Source organism: Nonomuraea rhodomycinica (assembly GCF_013363995.1).
Classification (GTDB): domain Bacteria; phylum Actinomycetota; class Actinomycetes; order Streptosporangiales; family Streptosporangiaceae; genus Nonomuraea; species Nonomuraea rhodomycinica.
This window is the reverse complement of record NZ_JABWGO010000002.1, coordinates 89,707-104,313: the sequence shown is the minus strand read 5'-3', so window position 1 is coordinate 104,313 and position 14,607 is coordinate 89,707. Positions and strand designations below refer to the sequence as shown.

General features: G+C 73.1%; 12 protein-coding genes. 5 read left to right on the top strand and 7 right to left on the bottom strand.

From position 1 onward, the window contains the following. Positions 1-9: 9 nt before the first annotated feature. The 3 genes from HT134_RS11605 to HT134_RS11595 all read right to left on the bottom strand — a co-directional run bounded on the left by HT134_RS11605 (position 10) and on the right by HT134_RS11595 (position 2,998). Complete coding sequence (locus HT134_RS11605; protein ID WP_175600370.1) at positions 10-408, bottom strand: winged helix-turn-helix transcriptional regulator; 399 nt, start codon at positions 406-408, stop codon at positions 10-12. Between the two features lie 103 nt (positions 409-511). Beyond that, positions 512-2,059, bottom strand: a complete 1,548-nt coding sequence (gene guaA, locus HT134_RS11600) for a glutamine-hydrolyzing GMP synthase (protein WP_175587828.1) — start codon at positions 2,057-2,059, stop codon at positions 512-514. Positions 2,060-2,158: 99 nt separating this feature from the next. Further along, positions 2,159-2,998: an SDR family NAD(P)-dependent oxidoreductase gene (locus tag HT134_RS11595; protein ID WP_175600369.1), complete on the bottom strand. Its 840-nt coding sequence runs from the start codon at positions 2,996-2,998 to the stop codon at positions 2,159-2,161. Between the two features lie 268 nt (positions 2,999-3,266). On the opposite strand from HT134_RS11595, the gene HT134_RS11590 reads away from it, so the two are divergent. The 3 genes from HT134_RS11590 (at position 3,267) to HT134_RS11580 (ending at position 5,438) form a co-directional block, all read left to right on the top strand. Next, positions 3,267-3,743 (top strand): Lrp/AsnC family transcriptional regulator, encoded by a 477-nt coding sequence (locus HT134_RS11590; RefSeq protein WP_175587830.1) that lies wholly within the window; start codon positions 3,267-3,269, stop codon positions 3,741-3,743. Between the two features lie 11 nt (positions 3,744-3,754). Continuing rightward, complete coding sequence (locus HT134_RS11585) at positions 3,755-4,498, top strand: N-acetyltransferase (protein WP_175600368.1); 744 nt, start codon at positions 3,755-3,757, stop codon at positions 4,496-4,498. Between the two features lie 76 nt (positions 4,499-4,574). Beyond that, positions 4,575-5,438, top strand: a complete 864-nt coding sequence (locus HT134_RS11580) for an SDR family oxidoreductase (RefSeq protein WP_175600367.1) — start codon at positions 4,575-4,577, stop codon at positions 5,436-5,438. A 10-nt stretch (positions 5,439-5,448) separates the two neighbouring features. Here HT134_RS11580 and HT134_RS11575 read toward each other — a convergent pair whose 3' ends face one another. Continuing rightward, entirely contained in the window at positions 5,449-6,207 is a 759-nt protein-coding gene (locus HT134_RS11575; protein ID WP_175600366.1) for an MBL fold metallo-hydrolase, read from the bottom strand. Positions 6,208-6,249: 42 nt separating this feature from the next. Next, entirely contained in the window at positions 6,250-7,788 is a 1,539-nt protein-coding gene (locus HT134_RS11570) for a succinic semialdehyde dehydrogenase (RefSeq protein WP_175600365.1), read from the bottom strand. Between the two features lie 75 nt (positions 7,789-7,863). Here HT134_RS11570 and HT134_RS44655 point away from each other — a divergent pair, with 75 nt between their 5' ends. Both HT134_RS44655 and HT134_RS11560 read left to right on the top strand, forming a co-directional pair. After that, complete coding sequence (locus HT134_RS44655) at positions 7,864-10,047, top strand: serine/threonine protein kinase (RefSeq protein WP_217707786.1); 2,184 nt, start codon at positions 7,864-7,866, stop codon at positions 10,045-10,047. A gap of 32 nt (positions 10,048-10,079) precedes the next feature. Next, positions 10,080-12,164: a beta-propeller domain-containing protein gene (locus HT134_RS11560; RefSeq protein ID WP_175600364.1), complete on the top strand. Its 2,085-nt coding sequence runs from the start codon at positions 10,080-10,082 to the stop codon at positions 12,162-12,164. Here HT134_RS11560 and HT134_RS11555 read toward each other — a convergent pair. Beyond that, the gene (locus HT134_RS11555; RefSeq protein ID WP_175600363.1) at positions 12,157-13,629 is read right to left on the bottom strand and encodes an alpha/beta hydrolase; all 1,473 of its coding nucleotides are present in this window, start codon (positions 13,627-13,629) and stop codon (positions 12,157-12,159) included. The genes HT134_RS11560 and HT134_RS11555 overlap by 8 nt on opposite strands. A 36-nt stretch (positions 13,630-13,665) precedes the next feature. Next, positions 13,666-14,580 (bottom strand): TIGR03619 family F420-dependent LLM class oxidoreductase, encoded by a 915-nt coding sequence (locus HT134_RS11550; protein ID WP_175600362.1) that lies wholly within the window; start codon positions 14,578-14,580, stop codon positions 13,666-13,668. Positions 14,581-14,607: the final 27 nt, after the last annotated feature.

The window sequence follows — 14,607 nt, the reverse complement described above, 5'->3', positions numbered from 1 at the left end:
TCGAGGCGGTCAGGTGGACGTGGCGGCGGACTGGCGGGCGTCGTACCTGCGGCGCGCGGACGCCACCTCCGCGCCGTGCCGCCGCGCCCAGCCCGTCAGCGTGAGCAGCGCCTCCCGCAGCTCCAGCGCCATCGGCGTGGCCTGGTACTCGACCTCGGGCGGGACCGTCGGATGCACCTGGCGCTCCAGCAGCCCGTCACGCTCCAGGTGGCGCAGTGTCAGGGTGAGCATCCGCCGGCTGACGCCCTCGACGGCCCGCTCCAGGTCGGTGAACCGGATCGGGCCGTCGGAGGCGGCCAGGAGGATCTGGATCACCCCATGGCCGGACACCCGGTCGAGGAGGTCGCGCGGCGGGACCGGACCGGCGCCCGGCCCGTCCGGCGGGCCGCCGTCGTCGGGGCTCGCCATCACAGGCCCCCGCCGGGGCTCGCCATCACAGGTCACCGCCGGGGCTCGCCATCACAGGTCACCGCCAAGGCTCGCCGTCACGCGGCGCCGCCGCGGCTCGACGTCACTCCCACTCGATGGTGCCCGGCGGCTTGCTCGTCACGTCGAGCACCACCCGGTTGACCTCGCGCACCTCGTTGGTGATGCGGGTCGAGATGCGCGCCAGCACGTCGTACGGCACCCGCGCCCAGTCGGCGGTCATCGCGTCCTCGGAGGTGACGGGACGCAGCACGACCGGGTGGCCGTAGGTGCGGCCGTCGCCCTGGACGCCGACCGAGCGGACGTCGGCGAGCAGCACCACCGGGCACTGCCAGATGTCGCGGTCGAGGCCGGCCCGCGACAGCTCCTCGCGGGCGATCGCGTCGGCCTCGCGCAGCAGGTCGAGCCGCTCGCGGGTGACCTCGCCGACGATCCGGATGCCGAGGCCGGGGCCGGGGAACGGCTGGCGCCACACCATGGCGGCGGGCAGGCCCAGCTCCTCGCCGGCGCGGCGCACCTCGTCCTTGAACAGGGTGCGCAGCGGCTCGACCAGCGTGAACTGGAGGTCCTCGGGCAGGCCGCCGACGTTGTGGTGCGACTTGATGTTGGCGGTGCCGGTGCCGCCGCCCGACTCGACGACGTCGGGGTAGAGGGTGCCCTGCACCAGGAAGTCGACCGGGCCGTCGGCCAGGATGGCGCGCTGCTCGTCCTCGAAGACGCGGATGAACTCGCGTCCGATGATCTTGCGCTTCTCCTCGGGGTCGCTGACGCCCTCCAGCGCCTTGAGGAAGCGGTCGGCGGCGTCGACGACGCGCAGCTTGACGCCCGTGGCGGCCACGAAGTCGCGCTCGACCTGCTCGGCCTCGCCCTTGCGCAGCAGCCCGTGGTCGACGAAGACGCAGGTCAGCCGGTCACCGATGGCGCGCTGGACCAGGGCGGCGGCCACGGCGGAGTCGACGCCGCCGGACAGCGCGCAGATCGCCCGGCCGTCGCCGACCTGCTTGCGCACCGCCTCGACGGACTCCTCGACGATGTTGAGCATGGTCCAGGTGGGGCGGCAGCCGGCCGCGTCCAGGAAGTGCTTGAGCACCGCCTGGCCGTGCTCGGAGTGGAGCACCTCGGGGTGGAACTGCACGCCGTACAGGCCGCGCTCGCGGTGCTCGAAGGCGGCGACCGGGGTCTCGCGCGTGGAGGCGGTCACCTGGAAGCCGGCCGGGGCGGCCTTGACGCTGTCGCCGTGGGACATCCACACCTTCTGCGTGGCGGGCAGTCCGGCGAAGATGACGCCCTCGGACAGCACGTCGAGCTGGGTGCCGCCGTACTCGGCGACGCCGGTGCGAGCGACCTCGCCGCCGAGCGCGCGCGCCATCGCCTGGAAGCCGTAGCAGATGCCGAACGTCGGCACGCCCGTGTCGAACAGGCCGTCGGCGACGGCCGGCGCGTTCTCGGCGTAGACCGACGAGGGGCCGCCGGACAGGATGATCGCCTTGGGCCGCTTGGCCAGCATCTCCTCGACCGGCATGGTCGAGGGGACGATCTCGGAATAGACGTGGCACTCGCGCACCCGCCTCGCGATCAACTGCGCGTACTGCGCGCCGAAGTCGACCACGAGAACTGTGTCGAACTCAGACACCGAAGAAACCCCCCAGAGGCGAATGCGGTGTCACCAGTCTATCGGCAGGTCGCGTTCGGCCCCGACCGGCCGCCCCCGCTGCTCACGCCCCTGTCCGGGTCATGCCTCCCGAGCCGCTCCGCGCAGCGTGGGCAGGCCGCCGGACAGCAGGGTCTCGGTCTGCCGGCGCATGCTCCCGCCGTACTCCGGGTGGGTGAGGAGGAGGAAGCGCTCCTCGCGCACGGCCTCGACGACCATGTCCGCGACCCGCGCCGGGTCCATGCCGCCCGCGACGCCGGCGTCCACCCGTTCCTGGGACTCCAGCTCGTCGGGGCTGGGCGCGACGGTCAGGTCGAACGGGCGTACGCGCCCGGAGCGGTTGATGCGCGTGCGGACCGCGCCGGGGCACAGGGCGGTGACGCGGAGCTTGGAGCCCGAGGCGACGAGGTCGTGGGCGAGCACCTGGGAGGCGGCGAACGCGGCGTACTTGCTGACGGCGTAGCCGCCCGCGTGGGGCCCGGCGAACAGGCCGGCCACCGACACCGTGTTGACGATGTGGCCCTCGGTGTCCTGCTCGATCATGCGGGGGACGAACGCGTTGATGCCGTGCAGCACGCCCCACAGGTTGACGCCCAGCACCCAGGTGAAGTCCTCGTGGGTGCGGGTCCACAGGTGCCCGCCCTGGTAGACGCCCGCGTTGTTGCACAGCAGATGGACGCCGCCCAGCTCGCCGAAGGTCCGGTCGGCCAGGTGGAGCACGGCCGCCTCGTCGGAGACGTCGGTGATCTGGGTGAGCACCTTCGTGTCGCCCGCCAGCGTCGCCGTCTCCGCGAGCCCGCCGGGATCGACGTCGGCCAGCATCAGCGACATGCCCTCGCTCGCGAATCTGACGGCGAGCGCCCGGCCGATGCCGCTCGCCGCACCCGTGACCACCGCGACCTTGCCGGAGAGTTCCCGCACCGAATCCTCCCTAGCACTCGCCTCGAACGCTACAGCAACTCACCGGCCAGTCCAGTGCATTTCATAGAATCTCCAACTTTATGAGTGCACCATTCTCACCATCAAAAGGAACAATCCACGAGCGGCGGAAAAGCATGCCACGCCGTGAAGGGAAAAGCCCGCGCCATTGGCAATACTCCGGAGCGCCATTCCGCCGGTTGTCCGCATGCCGGGCATCGGTGGTCGATCCGTCGGCGAAGGGCTAATCTCCCCGAACGGGAGGCCGCGCATGAAGCATGACGCCGCACTGGATTCGATCGACCTGGCGATCCTCGCCGAGTTGCAGAACGACGCGCGGCTGCCCAACAAGGAGCTCGCCGAACGGCTCGGCGTGGCCCCCTCCACCTCGCTGGAGCGGGTGCGCTCGCTGCGCCGCCGGGGCATCATCACCGGCTTCCGCGCGACCGTCGACACCGCGCGGCTCGGCCGTCCGCTCCAGGCGCTGCTCGCCCTGCGCGTACGCCCGCACGCCAGCCGGCTCGTCGATCCGCTGCGGGCGTTCGTGCTGGCGCTGCCGGAGACGATCACCCTGTTCCACGTGGCCGGGCCGCAGGACCTCCTCGTGCACGTCGCGGTGGCCGACGCCGACCACCTGCACCGGCTGGTGCTGGAGAAGTTCCTGGTCCGCCAGGAGATCGTCCACCTGGAGACGACCCTGATCTTCAAGACCGAGCATCAGCCCGTGCAGCGGCCGTCCGAGATGTGACAATGATCCGCATGCCATTGCGGATCACCACGCTCGCCGAGCGCCCCGAGTTCGCCGCCACGCTCTGGGACATGGACCACGCGTGGGCCGGGTTCATGATGAACGACCCCGTCGCGGACTTCTTCTACCCCGCCGCGACGCGCACCTTCGCCGACTTCGTGCTCGTGGCCGACGACGACGCCGAGCCGGGCCGGCTCGTGGCGCGCGGCTGCATGATCCCGTACCCGGCCAAGGACGACCCCCTGCCCGACGGCGGCTGGGACACGGTGATCCGGCGGGGCCGGATCGCCCGCGACACGGGCGCCGCGACCGACCGCGTCAGCGCCCTGGAGATCACGGTGCGCCGCGACCGGCTCGGGTCGGGGGTGTCGCCGCGGATGGTCGCGGCGATGCGCGAGCACGCCGCCGGGCTCGGCTTCTCCGAGCTGGTCGCGCCGGTCCGGCCCAACCAGAAGCACCTGGAGCCGCGCACCCCGATGGAGGAGTACGCCTTCCGCACGCGCCCCGACGGCCTGCCGCACGACGCCTGGCTGCGCGTCCACGTGCGGGCCGGCGGCAGGATCGTGCGGGTGGCGTCCCGCTCGATGGTGATCGCCGGATCGCTCGCGGAGTGGCGCGCGTGGACCGGCCTGCCGTTCGACCGCAGTGGCCCGGTGGAGGTGCCCGGCGCCCTCACGCCCGTCCACTGCGACGTGACGCACGACCACGCCGTCTACGTGGAGCCCAACGTGTGGGTCAGCCACCCGCTCGGCTGACGCCGCGACGTCGGGCCCGCCCGCTCGTACGGCGGGCGCGACGTTAGGCTCCGCCGCTGCGGGGCAAGCGCTCGGCATGGCCGAACAATCCAACAGCACACCACCCGAGCAGTCCCAGCCGTACCCGGGCAGCAGCGGCGAGATGGCGCCCGAGCCGCGCGACGAGATGCGCGACTACGTGGGGCGCGACCTGCTCGCCGGCCGACGCGCCCTGATCACCGGCGGCGACTCCGGCATCGGCCGGGCCGTCGCCGTCGCCTTCGCCAAGGAGGGCGCGGACGTCGCCATCGCGTACCTGACCGAGCACGAGGACGCCAACCACACGCGCAAGCTCGTCGAGCAGGCCGGGCGGCGCTGCGTGCTGCTCCCCGGCGACCTGAGCGACCGCGACCACTGCGCGTCGATCGTCCAGCAGACGGTGCAGGAGCTCGGCGGCCTGGACGTCCTCGTCAACAACGTGGCCTTCCAGAAGCCCGTGGAGGGGCTGGAGGAGCTGAGCGACGACCAGTGGGAGTACACGTTCGCGGTCAACATCCACAGCTACTTCCGCGTCACCAAGGCGGCGCTGGCGCACCTGCGCGAGGGCGGCGCCATCATCAACACCTCGTCCATCAACGGGCTGCGCGGCAACAAGACCCTGCTCGACTACGCCGCCACCAAGGGCGCGATCAACGCCTTCACCTACTCGATGGCGCAGAACCTGGTGGACCGGGGCATCCGGGTCAACGCGGTCGCCCCGGGGCCGGTGTGGACGCCGCTGATCCCGGCCACGTTCCCGGAGGAGAAGGTGGGCTCGTTCGGCGAGCAGGTGCCGATGGGGCGTCCCGCGCACCCGGACGAGATCGCGCCGTCGTACGTGTTCTTCGCGGCGGAGCGCCTGTCGTCGTACTACACGGGCGAGATCCTGGCCCCGATCGGCGGCGAGACGCTCCCGGGCTGAGGCGCCGCGGTCAGACCAGGGTGATCCGCTCGCCGGGGGCGAGCAGACGGGCCCGCTCGCCCAGCGGCGCCAGCGCCGCGGCCAGCGTGTCGCGGCCCTGCGAGAAGTGGGCCCAGTGCTCGAAGTGCAGCGGCACCACGTGCCGGGCGCCCAGCAGGCCGGCGGCCTCGACCACGTCGTCACTCGACAGCGTGAGGTTCGCGCCCTCGATCAACGGGGTGCGCGCCGCGCCCGCGAACAGCACGGCCACGTCCACCGGCCCCAGCCGGGAGGCGATGGCGCGCACCACGTCGAGGGAGGCGTTGTCGCCGCTCACGTACACGGTCGGCAGCCCGTCGCCGCTCAGCGCGAACCCGGTGACCTCGCCCACGAGGTGCTCGCTGCCGTCGGGGCCGTGCTGGGCGGGCACGCTGGTGATCCGCAGGACGCCGCCGTCGGGGCGGGGCAGCTCGACGTGCTCCCAGTTCGGCAGGGCGCGCACGGGCGGGCCGACGCGTTCGGCCGCCGACGCGGTGGACAGCACGAGGGGCGCGGCGGCGAGGTAGTCGCGGCCGGCCCGGTCCAGGTTGTCGGGGTGGTGGTCGTGCGAGAGGAGCACCGCGTCGACCGGCCCCGCCCCGTCCGGGCCGAACGCCGGGCCGCCGGTCTTCGTGAGCACCCGCTGCCCGATCGGGTAGTCACCCGGCGGGTCGAAGGTCGGATCCGTCAGCAGGCGCACGCCGCCGATCTCCAGTACAGCCGTGGGGCCGCCCACGTAACGCATCTCCATGGTCGGCTACGACACCGCGGACACCCCGGATATTCCCCGGCGTCACTTCAGGCGCAGGCGGCGCATGGTCTTGAGGGTGGTGGCCAGGACGCCGGCCCACTTCTCGTACGGCATGCCGCCCGGCGGCTCGAACCCGAGCCACGGCGCCTGCGCGGCCACGGTCTGCGCCTCGGTGTAGCGCAGCAGCCCCTCGGCGCCGTGCCTGCGGCCGAGGCCGGACGCCTTCATGCCGCCCATCGGCGCGTCGTAGGAGGCGTACGCGGCGCCGTACCCCTCGTTGACGTTGACCGTGCCGGCCCGGACCCGGGCGGCCAGGGCGCGGCCGCGCGCCGGGTCGGAGGTCCAGATGGAGGCGTTGAGCCCGTAGACCGTGTCGTTGGCCAGCGCCACCGCCTCGTCGTCGGAGGAGAACGGGTGCAGGGCGACGACCGGGCCGAACGTCTCCTCCCGGCACAGGTCCATCTCCTCGGTGACGCCCGTGAGGATGGTCGGCTCGTAGAACAGCGGGCCGACGTCGGGCCTGGCCCGGCCGCCGGCCAGCAGGGTCGCGCCCTTGGCCAGCGCGTCCTCCACGTGCGCGGTGACGGCGTCGAGCTGGCGGCGTGAGGTGAGCGAGCCCATGTCGGCCGACCAGTCGTGCCCGGCGGCCAGCCGCAGGCCGCGCGCCTGGGCGGCGAAGCGCTCGGCGAAGGCGTCGAAGACGCTCGCGTGGACGTACAGCCGCTCGATCGACAGGCAGAGCTGGCCCGCGTTGGTGAAGCAGGCGCGCACGGCGCCCTGGACGGCGCGGTCGAGGTCGGCGTCGTCGAGGACCAGCATCGGGTTCTTGCCGCCCAGCTCCAGCGAGCAGCCGATGAGCCGCTTGGCGGCCTCCTCGGCGATCTTCCGGCCGCCGCGGGTGGAGCCGGTGAAGGCCACGTAGTCGGCGCCGTCGAGCAGCGCCTCGCCCACCTCGGCGGGCTCGCCGAGCACGACCTGCCAGATCTCGCGGGGCATGCCCAGCTCGACCAGCAGCTCGATGGTCCACAGCGTGGACAGCGCGGTCTGCGTGTCGGGCTTGTGGACGATCGCGTTGCCCGCCAGCAGGGCCGGCACGGCGTCGGTGACGCCGAGGGAGAGCGGGTAGTTCCACGGCGAGACGAGCGCGACCACGCCCTTCGGGGCGCGCAGCTCGCTGACCCGCGTGGCGACCGGGAAGATGCCCTGCCGGCGGCGCGGTGCGAGCAGGCGCGGCGCGCGGCGGGCGTAGTACAGCGCGCAGCCCGCGACGTCCAGCACCTCCTCCAGGGCGTGCCGGCGGGCCTTGCCCGTCTCGTCCTGCAGGATGTCGAGGACCTCGGAGCGGCGGTCGAGCATCGCGTCGTGCAGCCGCAGGAACGGGCGCACGCGCTCGGCGACCGGCCGCGCGGCCCACTCGGCCTGGGCGGCGCGGGCCCTGGCGTGGGCGCGGCTGACGTCGTCGGCGCTGGAAAGGGGCATCCGGGCCACTGGTTCGCCGGTGAACGGCGTGCTGATCTCCCGGGTCTCCCCGCTGGAGGTCACGTGGGCCGTCGTCACGCGCTCAGGCGTCGTCACGTGCATGGTCAGAAGGATATTCCGGAGTTACTACCGACCGGTAGTTTTTGCGGATGAACGGCTAAGGGCCACAATCCCCTCATGCCTTCCATCGCTCCGCTCAGACCCGGCGACCCGCAACGGCTCGCGGGCCTGGAGCTCGTCGGCAGGCTCGGCGAAGGCGGCCAGGGAGTCGTCTACCTGGCCAAGGACCACACGGGAGCGCAGTTCGCCGTCAAGTGGCTGCGCCACGACCTCGCGGCCGACCGGGTGAGCGTCGAGCGGTTCCTGCGCGAGGCACAGGTGGCCCAGCGCATCGCGCCCTTCTGCACCGCGGCCGTGCTCGGCTCGGGCGTCGAGCAGGAGCGGCCGTACATCGTCAGCGAGTTCATCGAGGGGCCGTCGCTCCAGCGGATCGTGCAGGACGAGGGGCCACGCGCCGGGGCGTCCCTGCACCGGCTGGCGATCGGCACCGCCACCGCGCTGGCGGCCATCCACCAGGCGGGCGTCGTCCACCGCGACGTCAAGCCGGCCAACGTCATCCTCGGCGCCGACGGGCCGCGGGTCATCGACTTCGGCATCGCCCGCGCGCTCAACGCCACCTCGACGATCAGCGGCATGCCGGTGGGCACGCCGTCGTACATGCCGCCCGAGCAGATCCTCGGCCACCCGGCCGGACCGGCCGCCGACATGTTCTCGTGGGCGAGCACCATGGTGTACGCGGCGTCGGGCCGGGCGCCGTTCGGCAGCGACACGATGCCGGCCGTGATCAACCGGGTCCTCAACAACCCGCCCGACCTGGGGGTCCTCGACGGGCCGCTGCGCGAGCTGGTGGCCGCGTGCCTCGACAAGGACCCGGCGCGGCGGCCCACGGCCGAGCAGGTGCTCATGCGGCTCATCCAGCAGCCGGGCCGGACGGGGCAGCCGCAGCCGGCGTCGCACCCGCAGGCGGCGTCGCACCCGCAGATGGCGTCACACCCGCAGGCGGCGTCGCACCCGCAGATGGCGTCACACCCGCAGACGTCTCAGCCCATGCCGTCCGGGCAGGCGGCGCAGGGCGGCCAGTTCCAGCAGGCGCCGCCGTGGGGTCCCGGCCGGCAGCAGGGGCCGCCGTCGGGGCCGGTGCCCCCGCAGCGTCCGGGTCCCGGCTTCTCCGGCCCTCCGCCGGCCCCCGGCTCACCGTCGCGGCGCAGGAGCCGGGCCCCGCTGATCGTCGGCGTGACCGCGGCCGTCACGCTGCTCCTGCTGGCCGGCGTCGCGGTGATCGTGTCCCAGCGCAAGGCGACGACCGCCTCGCCGAAGCCCTCGGCCACGAACACGTCCAGGCGCTCGACCGCCACGCCCTCGGAGCGCGTCACGCAGACCCCGGTCAGGAAGCGGCTGCCGGGCGGCTCCATCTACCTGTTCGAGCTGCCGTCCGACCCGGTCACGCTCACCTCGTACGAGGTCTACGACAAGAAGTCCGACGACTGGGTCGACTACGCCAGGAAGACGCTGCGCGGCGGTTCCTTCCAGAAGTACAGCGCCAACTGGGAGACGCTGGTCTCCCCCGACGGCCGCTACCTCGCCGCGCGGGGCCGCAAGTACACCGCTGACGGCTACGATTCGGTGGTCATCACCGACCGCACCTCGGGCGCGACGTCCACGGTGAAGACCGTGCGCAAGCCGCAGATCAGCAGCATCCGCGCGTGGTCGCGCGACGGCTCCAAGCTGCTGCTCAACATCGAGAAGGAGACCAAGAACGCCGACGGCAAGGAGGACTGGCTGTACCCGGGGTTCGTCCTGGTGGACGTGGCCGAGGCGAAGGCCGGCGTGGTGCGGCTGCCGGGCGGTCAGGCCCTGCCCGACACCGGGTTCGGCTGGGACGCCGAGCAGCGGGGCGTGGTCAACCTGTACGGCTCGGGCAAGGGGCTGCGCTTCTTCGACGCCGCCGGCAAGACCGTGCGTGACGTGCCGGGCGTCGGCTCGCTCGCGTCGGGCACGCAGGACATCTTCTCGCCGTCGGGCAAGGCGTTCGTGACGAACTGCCCGGGCGGCGACGACGGCGACCACTGCGTGTGGGACTCCGCCACCGGCGAGCGCGTGCGCACGTTCTCCTCCGACTGCGACAAGGTGCTCGGCTGGTACGACGAGACGCACCTCTACTGCTGGGAGCAGGACAACGCCTCCACCGACCAGATCCAGGTCGTCGGGTTCGACGGCCGGCTGGTGCGCAAGCTGCTGGAGGTCCCGGACGAACTGGACTTCAGCCCGGTCTTCACCGTCAACCCCGGCAAGGGCGGCTGAACCGGCGCGATCGCCCATCCGTGATGGTGGTCATGAAGACCCTGACCCGTACGGCGACGGCCGCCCTCGCTCTCGTCACGGCCGCCGCCGCCTGCACCTCCCCGGCCGGGGAGGCGGGGCCCGACGCCTCCTCCCCCGCCCGGCGACCGCTCGGGGCCGTGCGGCTGGTGGCGTACAGCGGCTGCGACGACATGCTGGCCGGCCTGCGCGAGCACGCCGCGCGCACCGTCGGGCCGTGGGGGTTCGGCGGCCCCGTGCTCATGATGGAGCGGCGCGACACCGCGATGGCCGTGCCGCAGGCCAAGTCGACGATCACGCTGGAGCACTCCACCACGAACACGCACGAGGCGGGCGTGGACGAGCCGGACCTGGTCAAGACCGACGGCGCCCGCGTCGTCACGGTCACCGGCGGCACGCTGCGGATCATCGACGCCGCCACGCGGGAGGTCACCGCCAAGCTGAAGCTGACCGGCGACGACGAGCCCGCCTACCTGCCCGCGGACCTGCTCATGTCCGGTGACCGGGCGCTGGTGCTGCTGCGCGGCGGCGGCATCATGTACAAGTCGATCGCCCCCATGAAGGCCGACACCCGGTACGTCCTCGTCGACCTGAGCGGCAAGCCGAAGGTGCTGTCCACGATCCGGCCGCGCGGCCAGTACGTGGACGCCCGGATGGTCGGCTCGGTCGTCCGGATCGTCACCCGCTCGGAGCCGGACATCACGCTGCCCGAGGCCAAGGAGAACGCCACGGAAGCCGAACGGCGCCGGCTCAACCAGCAGGCGGTCCGCGCGGCGCCCGCCGGCGCGTGGCAGCCCAAGGTGGAGATCACCGACGCCTCCGGCGCCAAGCGCGAGCTGTCCGTGCCGTGCGAGCGGATCAGCCACCCCGCCGACTACACCGGCGCCTCGCTGCTGACCGTCCACACCCTCGACCTCGCGCGGGGCGTCACCGAGGCGGGCACCGACCCGATCGCCCTGGCCGCCGACGGCGACACCGTCTACGGCACCGGACAGAGCCTGTACGTGGCCAGCAACCCGCGCTGGTGGCCGGTGAACCCGGCGGTCATGGAGGACACGGCGGAGCCGGTGCCGGACGCGCCGAGCAGCACGGCGCAGGCCCCGGCCGACGACCCCACCCCGGCCGAGCCCACCGTCACCCCGACGTCCACCCTCACCCCGACGACCAGCGTCACCCCGACCGAAGCCCCGACGGAGTCGCCCACGGAGTCGCCCACGGACGCCCCGAAGGCCACCCGCACCCCCACGGTCCCGCCCGAGGAGACCGAGGTCCACCGCTTCGACATCGGCGGCCCCGGCGCGCCGGTCTACGCGGCCTCGGGCAAGGTCCCGGGCCGGCTGCTGAACCAGTACAGCCTGTCCGAGCACGAGGGTCACCTGCGCGTCGCCACCACCGTGACCTCGGCCGACGGCGAGCGGAGCGAGAGCGGCGTCCACGTGCTCAGGACCTCGGACCTGGCCGAGACCGGCCAGGTCGGCGGCCTCGGCAAGGGCGAGCGGATCTACTCGGTGCGCTTCATCGGGCCGGTGGGCTACGTCGTGACGTTCCGGCAGGTGGACCCGCTGTACACGCTCGACCTGCGCGACCCGGCCGCCCCGAAGGTCACCGGCGAGCTGAAGATCACCGGCTACTCCGCGTACCTGCACCCGGCCGGTGACGGCCGGCTCATCGGCATCGGTCAGGAGGCCAGCGAGAAGGGCCGCACGATGGGCACGCAGGTGTCGCTGTTCGACGTGAGCGACCCGGCCGCCCCGCGCCGCCTGGCGCAGCTCTTCCAGAAGGACTCCGGTTCGGAGGCGGAGTGGGATCCGCACGCGTTCCTGTTCTGGCCGAAGACCGGCACGGCGGTCATCCCGCTCAACTCGTACGGGCCGGGCACCGAACAGAACGGCGCGGTGGTCCTGAAGATCACCGATTCGGCGATCACCCGGACCGGCATGATCGAGCACCCGAGGAAGCGCCAGTCGGACATGGTCTACCAGCCGGGCATCCAGCGCTCGATGGTCATCGGCGACGCCATCTGGACGGTCTCCGACACGGGTGTCCAGGTCAACGACGCCGCCTCGCTGGCCCGGCGGTCGTGGATCCCGTTCAGCTGACCGGAAGGGCGGGGCACCGCGTCCCCGGAGCCGGCACGGTCAGGGACGTCAGGTAGCCGGTCACGGCGTTCGTGACGCAGTCCCCCCGGCCGTTGACGCCGTGCCCCGCCCCCTCGTAGGTGAGGAGCGCGGCGTCGCCGCCGATCTGCCGGGCCGTGCCCAGGGCCCACAGGTAGCCGGTGGCGGGATCGTGCAGCGAGTTCACCAGCAGGAGAGGCGGGGTGCCGTCCACCGTCAGCCGGTGCTGGGGGTTGGGGACGGGGGCGGGGGTGCCCAGGCAGGCGGCCACCGAGTAGAGCGCCGCCGGGCTGTAGCGCATGTCCTCCGCGATGGCGGACTGCCTGCGCAGGTGGGCGGCGTACTCGTCGTAGTCGCGGACGGGCAGGTGGAAGTCCTGGCAGAACACCGTGCGCGCGAAGGGCGCCACCTCCTCCCCGGCGCGTCCCGTCGTCGTGCCCTCTCCCGGCACGGCGGGGACGCGCCGCGCCGGAGGGCTCGCGCCCGTGTCGGCGGCGACGAGCCACTGGGCCAGTTCGTTCCAGTACGGTCCGTAGAACGCGGCGAACGCCTGGTTGACCACGTCCCAGCCGCTCAGCCGCTGGTCGGGCTGGTACGGGTCGCGCAGCTCACCGCGATCGGCCCTGGCCAGCAGGTCCGTCCAGAGGGGGCGCACGTCCTCGCCGTGCAGGGCGCACGTCGTGGTCCGGGCGCACCAGGCGGCGAACGCGTCGAAGGAGTCCTCCGCGTGGGCGGCGGCGGTGTCGAGGTAGGCGGCCGTGCCGAGGCTGTGGTCGAAGGAGCTGTCCATGGCGACGGCGCGCACCTTGCCGGGGTAGCGCTCGGCGTACTGCTGGCCGATCAGCGTGCCGTAGGAGACGCCGTAGTAGGTCAGCTCGGCCTCGCCGAGCGCGGCGCGCAGCGCGTCCACGTCGCGCACCACGCTGAGCGTGTCGACGTGGTCGTACAGGGGCCCGGTGCGGGCCCGGCAGTCCTGGCGCAGGCTCCGGTTGTACGCGAGCCGGGCGTCGAAGCCGGCCCGGCTCCTCATGATCGGCTCGGGGGCGTGTCTCAGCAGGTCGGCCGAGCAGACGACCGGGTGGCTGCGGCCCACGCCGCGCGGGTCGAAGCCGACGACGTCGAACCTGCCGGTCAGGTCCTTGCCGAGGTAGTCGCCGGCGCGCAGCGCGTACTCGACGCCCGAGACGCCGGGGCCGCCGGGATTGACCACCAGTGAGCCGATCCGCCGCCCCGGGTCCGTGGCCTTGCGCCTGGCCAGCGCCAGGTCGATCGAGCCGCTCCCCGGGTCGTCCCAGTCGACGGGAACGGTGAGCGTGCCGCACTCGGCGGTGGGATCCTCCGCGCACGGCGCCCAGGAGATGGTTCGGGTGTCCGCGCCGGCGGCGTTCGAGGGGACCGCGGCCGCCAGCACAACCGCGGCGAGCACGGGAACGAGAAGCTTTCGCATGCCGACGATCATCGGAACGGCGGCATAACCCGGCCGTCACCGCCCCATGAGGCCGATGAGCTCCTGGGCGACCTCCATGAACCGCGCCTGCGAGGACTCCGCCGGCTGCACGTCCACGAACGCCTCGTGGACGCCCAGCTCGGTCAGGCCGAGCAGGTAGTCGGCGAGCTGGCGGACGGTGCCCTCGCGCGGCACCCGGTCGGCGGGTACGGGCGCGGCGGTGATCACCGGGTTGACGCGCACCACCATGCGCAGCTCCGACGGGTCCCGGCCGGCCCGCTCGGCGGCCCGCAGCGCCACCTCCCACAGGGACGTCAGGTAGGCCGGCGGCATCGCCGCGCCGAGCCAGCCGTCGGCGCGCCGGCCCACCCGTTCCAGCGCCGCCGGGGTGAACCCGGCGAGCAGGATCGGCGGGCGGGGCCGCTGGACGGGCTTGAGATCGACGTGGGACGGCGGCACCGTCCACAGCGGGCCCTCGTGCTCCACCACCTTGTCGGCCCAGAGCGACTCCATCAGGTCGAGCGTCTCCTCCAGCCGCCGTCCCCTGCCCCGCCACGGCACTCCGGCCGCGGTGTACTCGTCGCGCAGCCAGCCGAGCCCGATGCCGACGTCCAGCCGCCCGTGGCTGAGCAGGTCGAGCGAGGCGAGGGCGCGGGCGAGCACGACCGGCGGCTGCCACAGGGCGTTGAGCGCGCTGGTGCCCAGCCGCACGGCGCGGGTGCTCACGGCCGCCAGGGTCAGCGCCGCGAGCGGGTCGAAGAACCGGGTGAACGCCGGAGGGATGGTGCCGTCGCCGCCCGGGTAGCGGTCGCTGGGCGCCAGCGGCACCAGCACCCGGTCACCGGCCCACAGGCTGTGGTAGCCCATGGCCTCCAGGTCCGTGCTCGCCCGGCGGATGAAGTCCGGATCGGCGAAGAGGCCGTACTGGGGGACCGCGAACCCGATCTGCATGATGACGATCTTGGTGGCTGGAGCGCC

Excerpts from the sequence above, each read along its gene's own strand:
- HT134_RS11605 (WP_175600370.1), bottom strand. The coding sequence starts at position 408 with ATGGCGAGCCCCGACGACGGCGGCCCGCCGGACGGGCCGGGCGCCGGT.
- HT134_RS11590 (WP_175587830.1), top strand. The coding sequence starts at position 3,267 with ATGAAGCATGACGCCGCACTGGATTCGATCGACCTGGCGATCCTCGCC.
- HT134_RS11585 (WP_175600368.1), top strand. The coding sequence starts at position 3,755 with ATGCCATTGCGGATCACCACGCTCGCCGAGCGCCCCGAGTTCGCCGCC.
- HT134_RS11580 (WP_175600367.1), top strand. The coding sequence starts at position 4,575 with ATGGCCGAACAATCCAACAGCACACCACCCGAGCAGTCCCAGCCGTAC.
- HT134_RS11575 (WP_175600366.1), bottom strand. The coding sequence starts at position 6,207 with ATGGAGATGCGTTACGTGGGCGGCCCCACGGCTGTACTGGAGATCGGC.
- HT134_RS11570 (WP_175600365.1), bottom strand. The coding sequence starts at position 7,788 with ATGCACGTGACGACGCCTGAGCGCGTGACGACGGCCCACGTGACCTCC.
- HT134_RS44655 (WP_217707786.1), top strand. The coding sequence starts at position 7,864 with ATGCCTTCCATCGCTCCGCTCAGACCCGGCGACCCGCAACGGCTCGCG.
- HT134_RS11560 (WP_175600364.1), top strand. The coding sequence starts at position 10,080 with ATGAAGACCCTGACCCGTACGGCGACGGCCGCCCTCGCTCTCGTCACG.
- HT134_RS11555 (WP_175600363.1), bottom strand. The coding sequence starts at position 13,629 with ATGCGAAAGCTTCTCGTTCCCGTGCTCGCCGCGGTTGTGCTGGCGGCC.
- HT134_RS11550 (WP_175600362.1), bottom strand. The coding sequence starts at position 14,580 with ATGCAGATCGGGTTCGCGGTCCCCCAGTACGGCCTCTTCGCCGATCCG.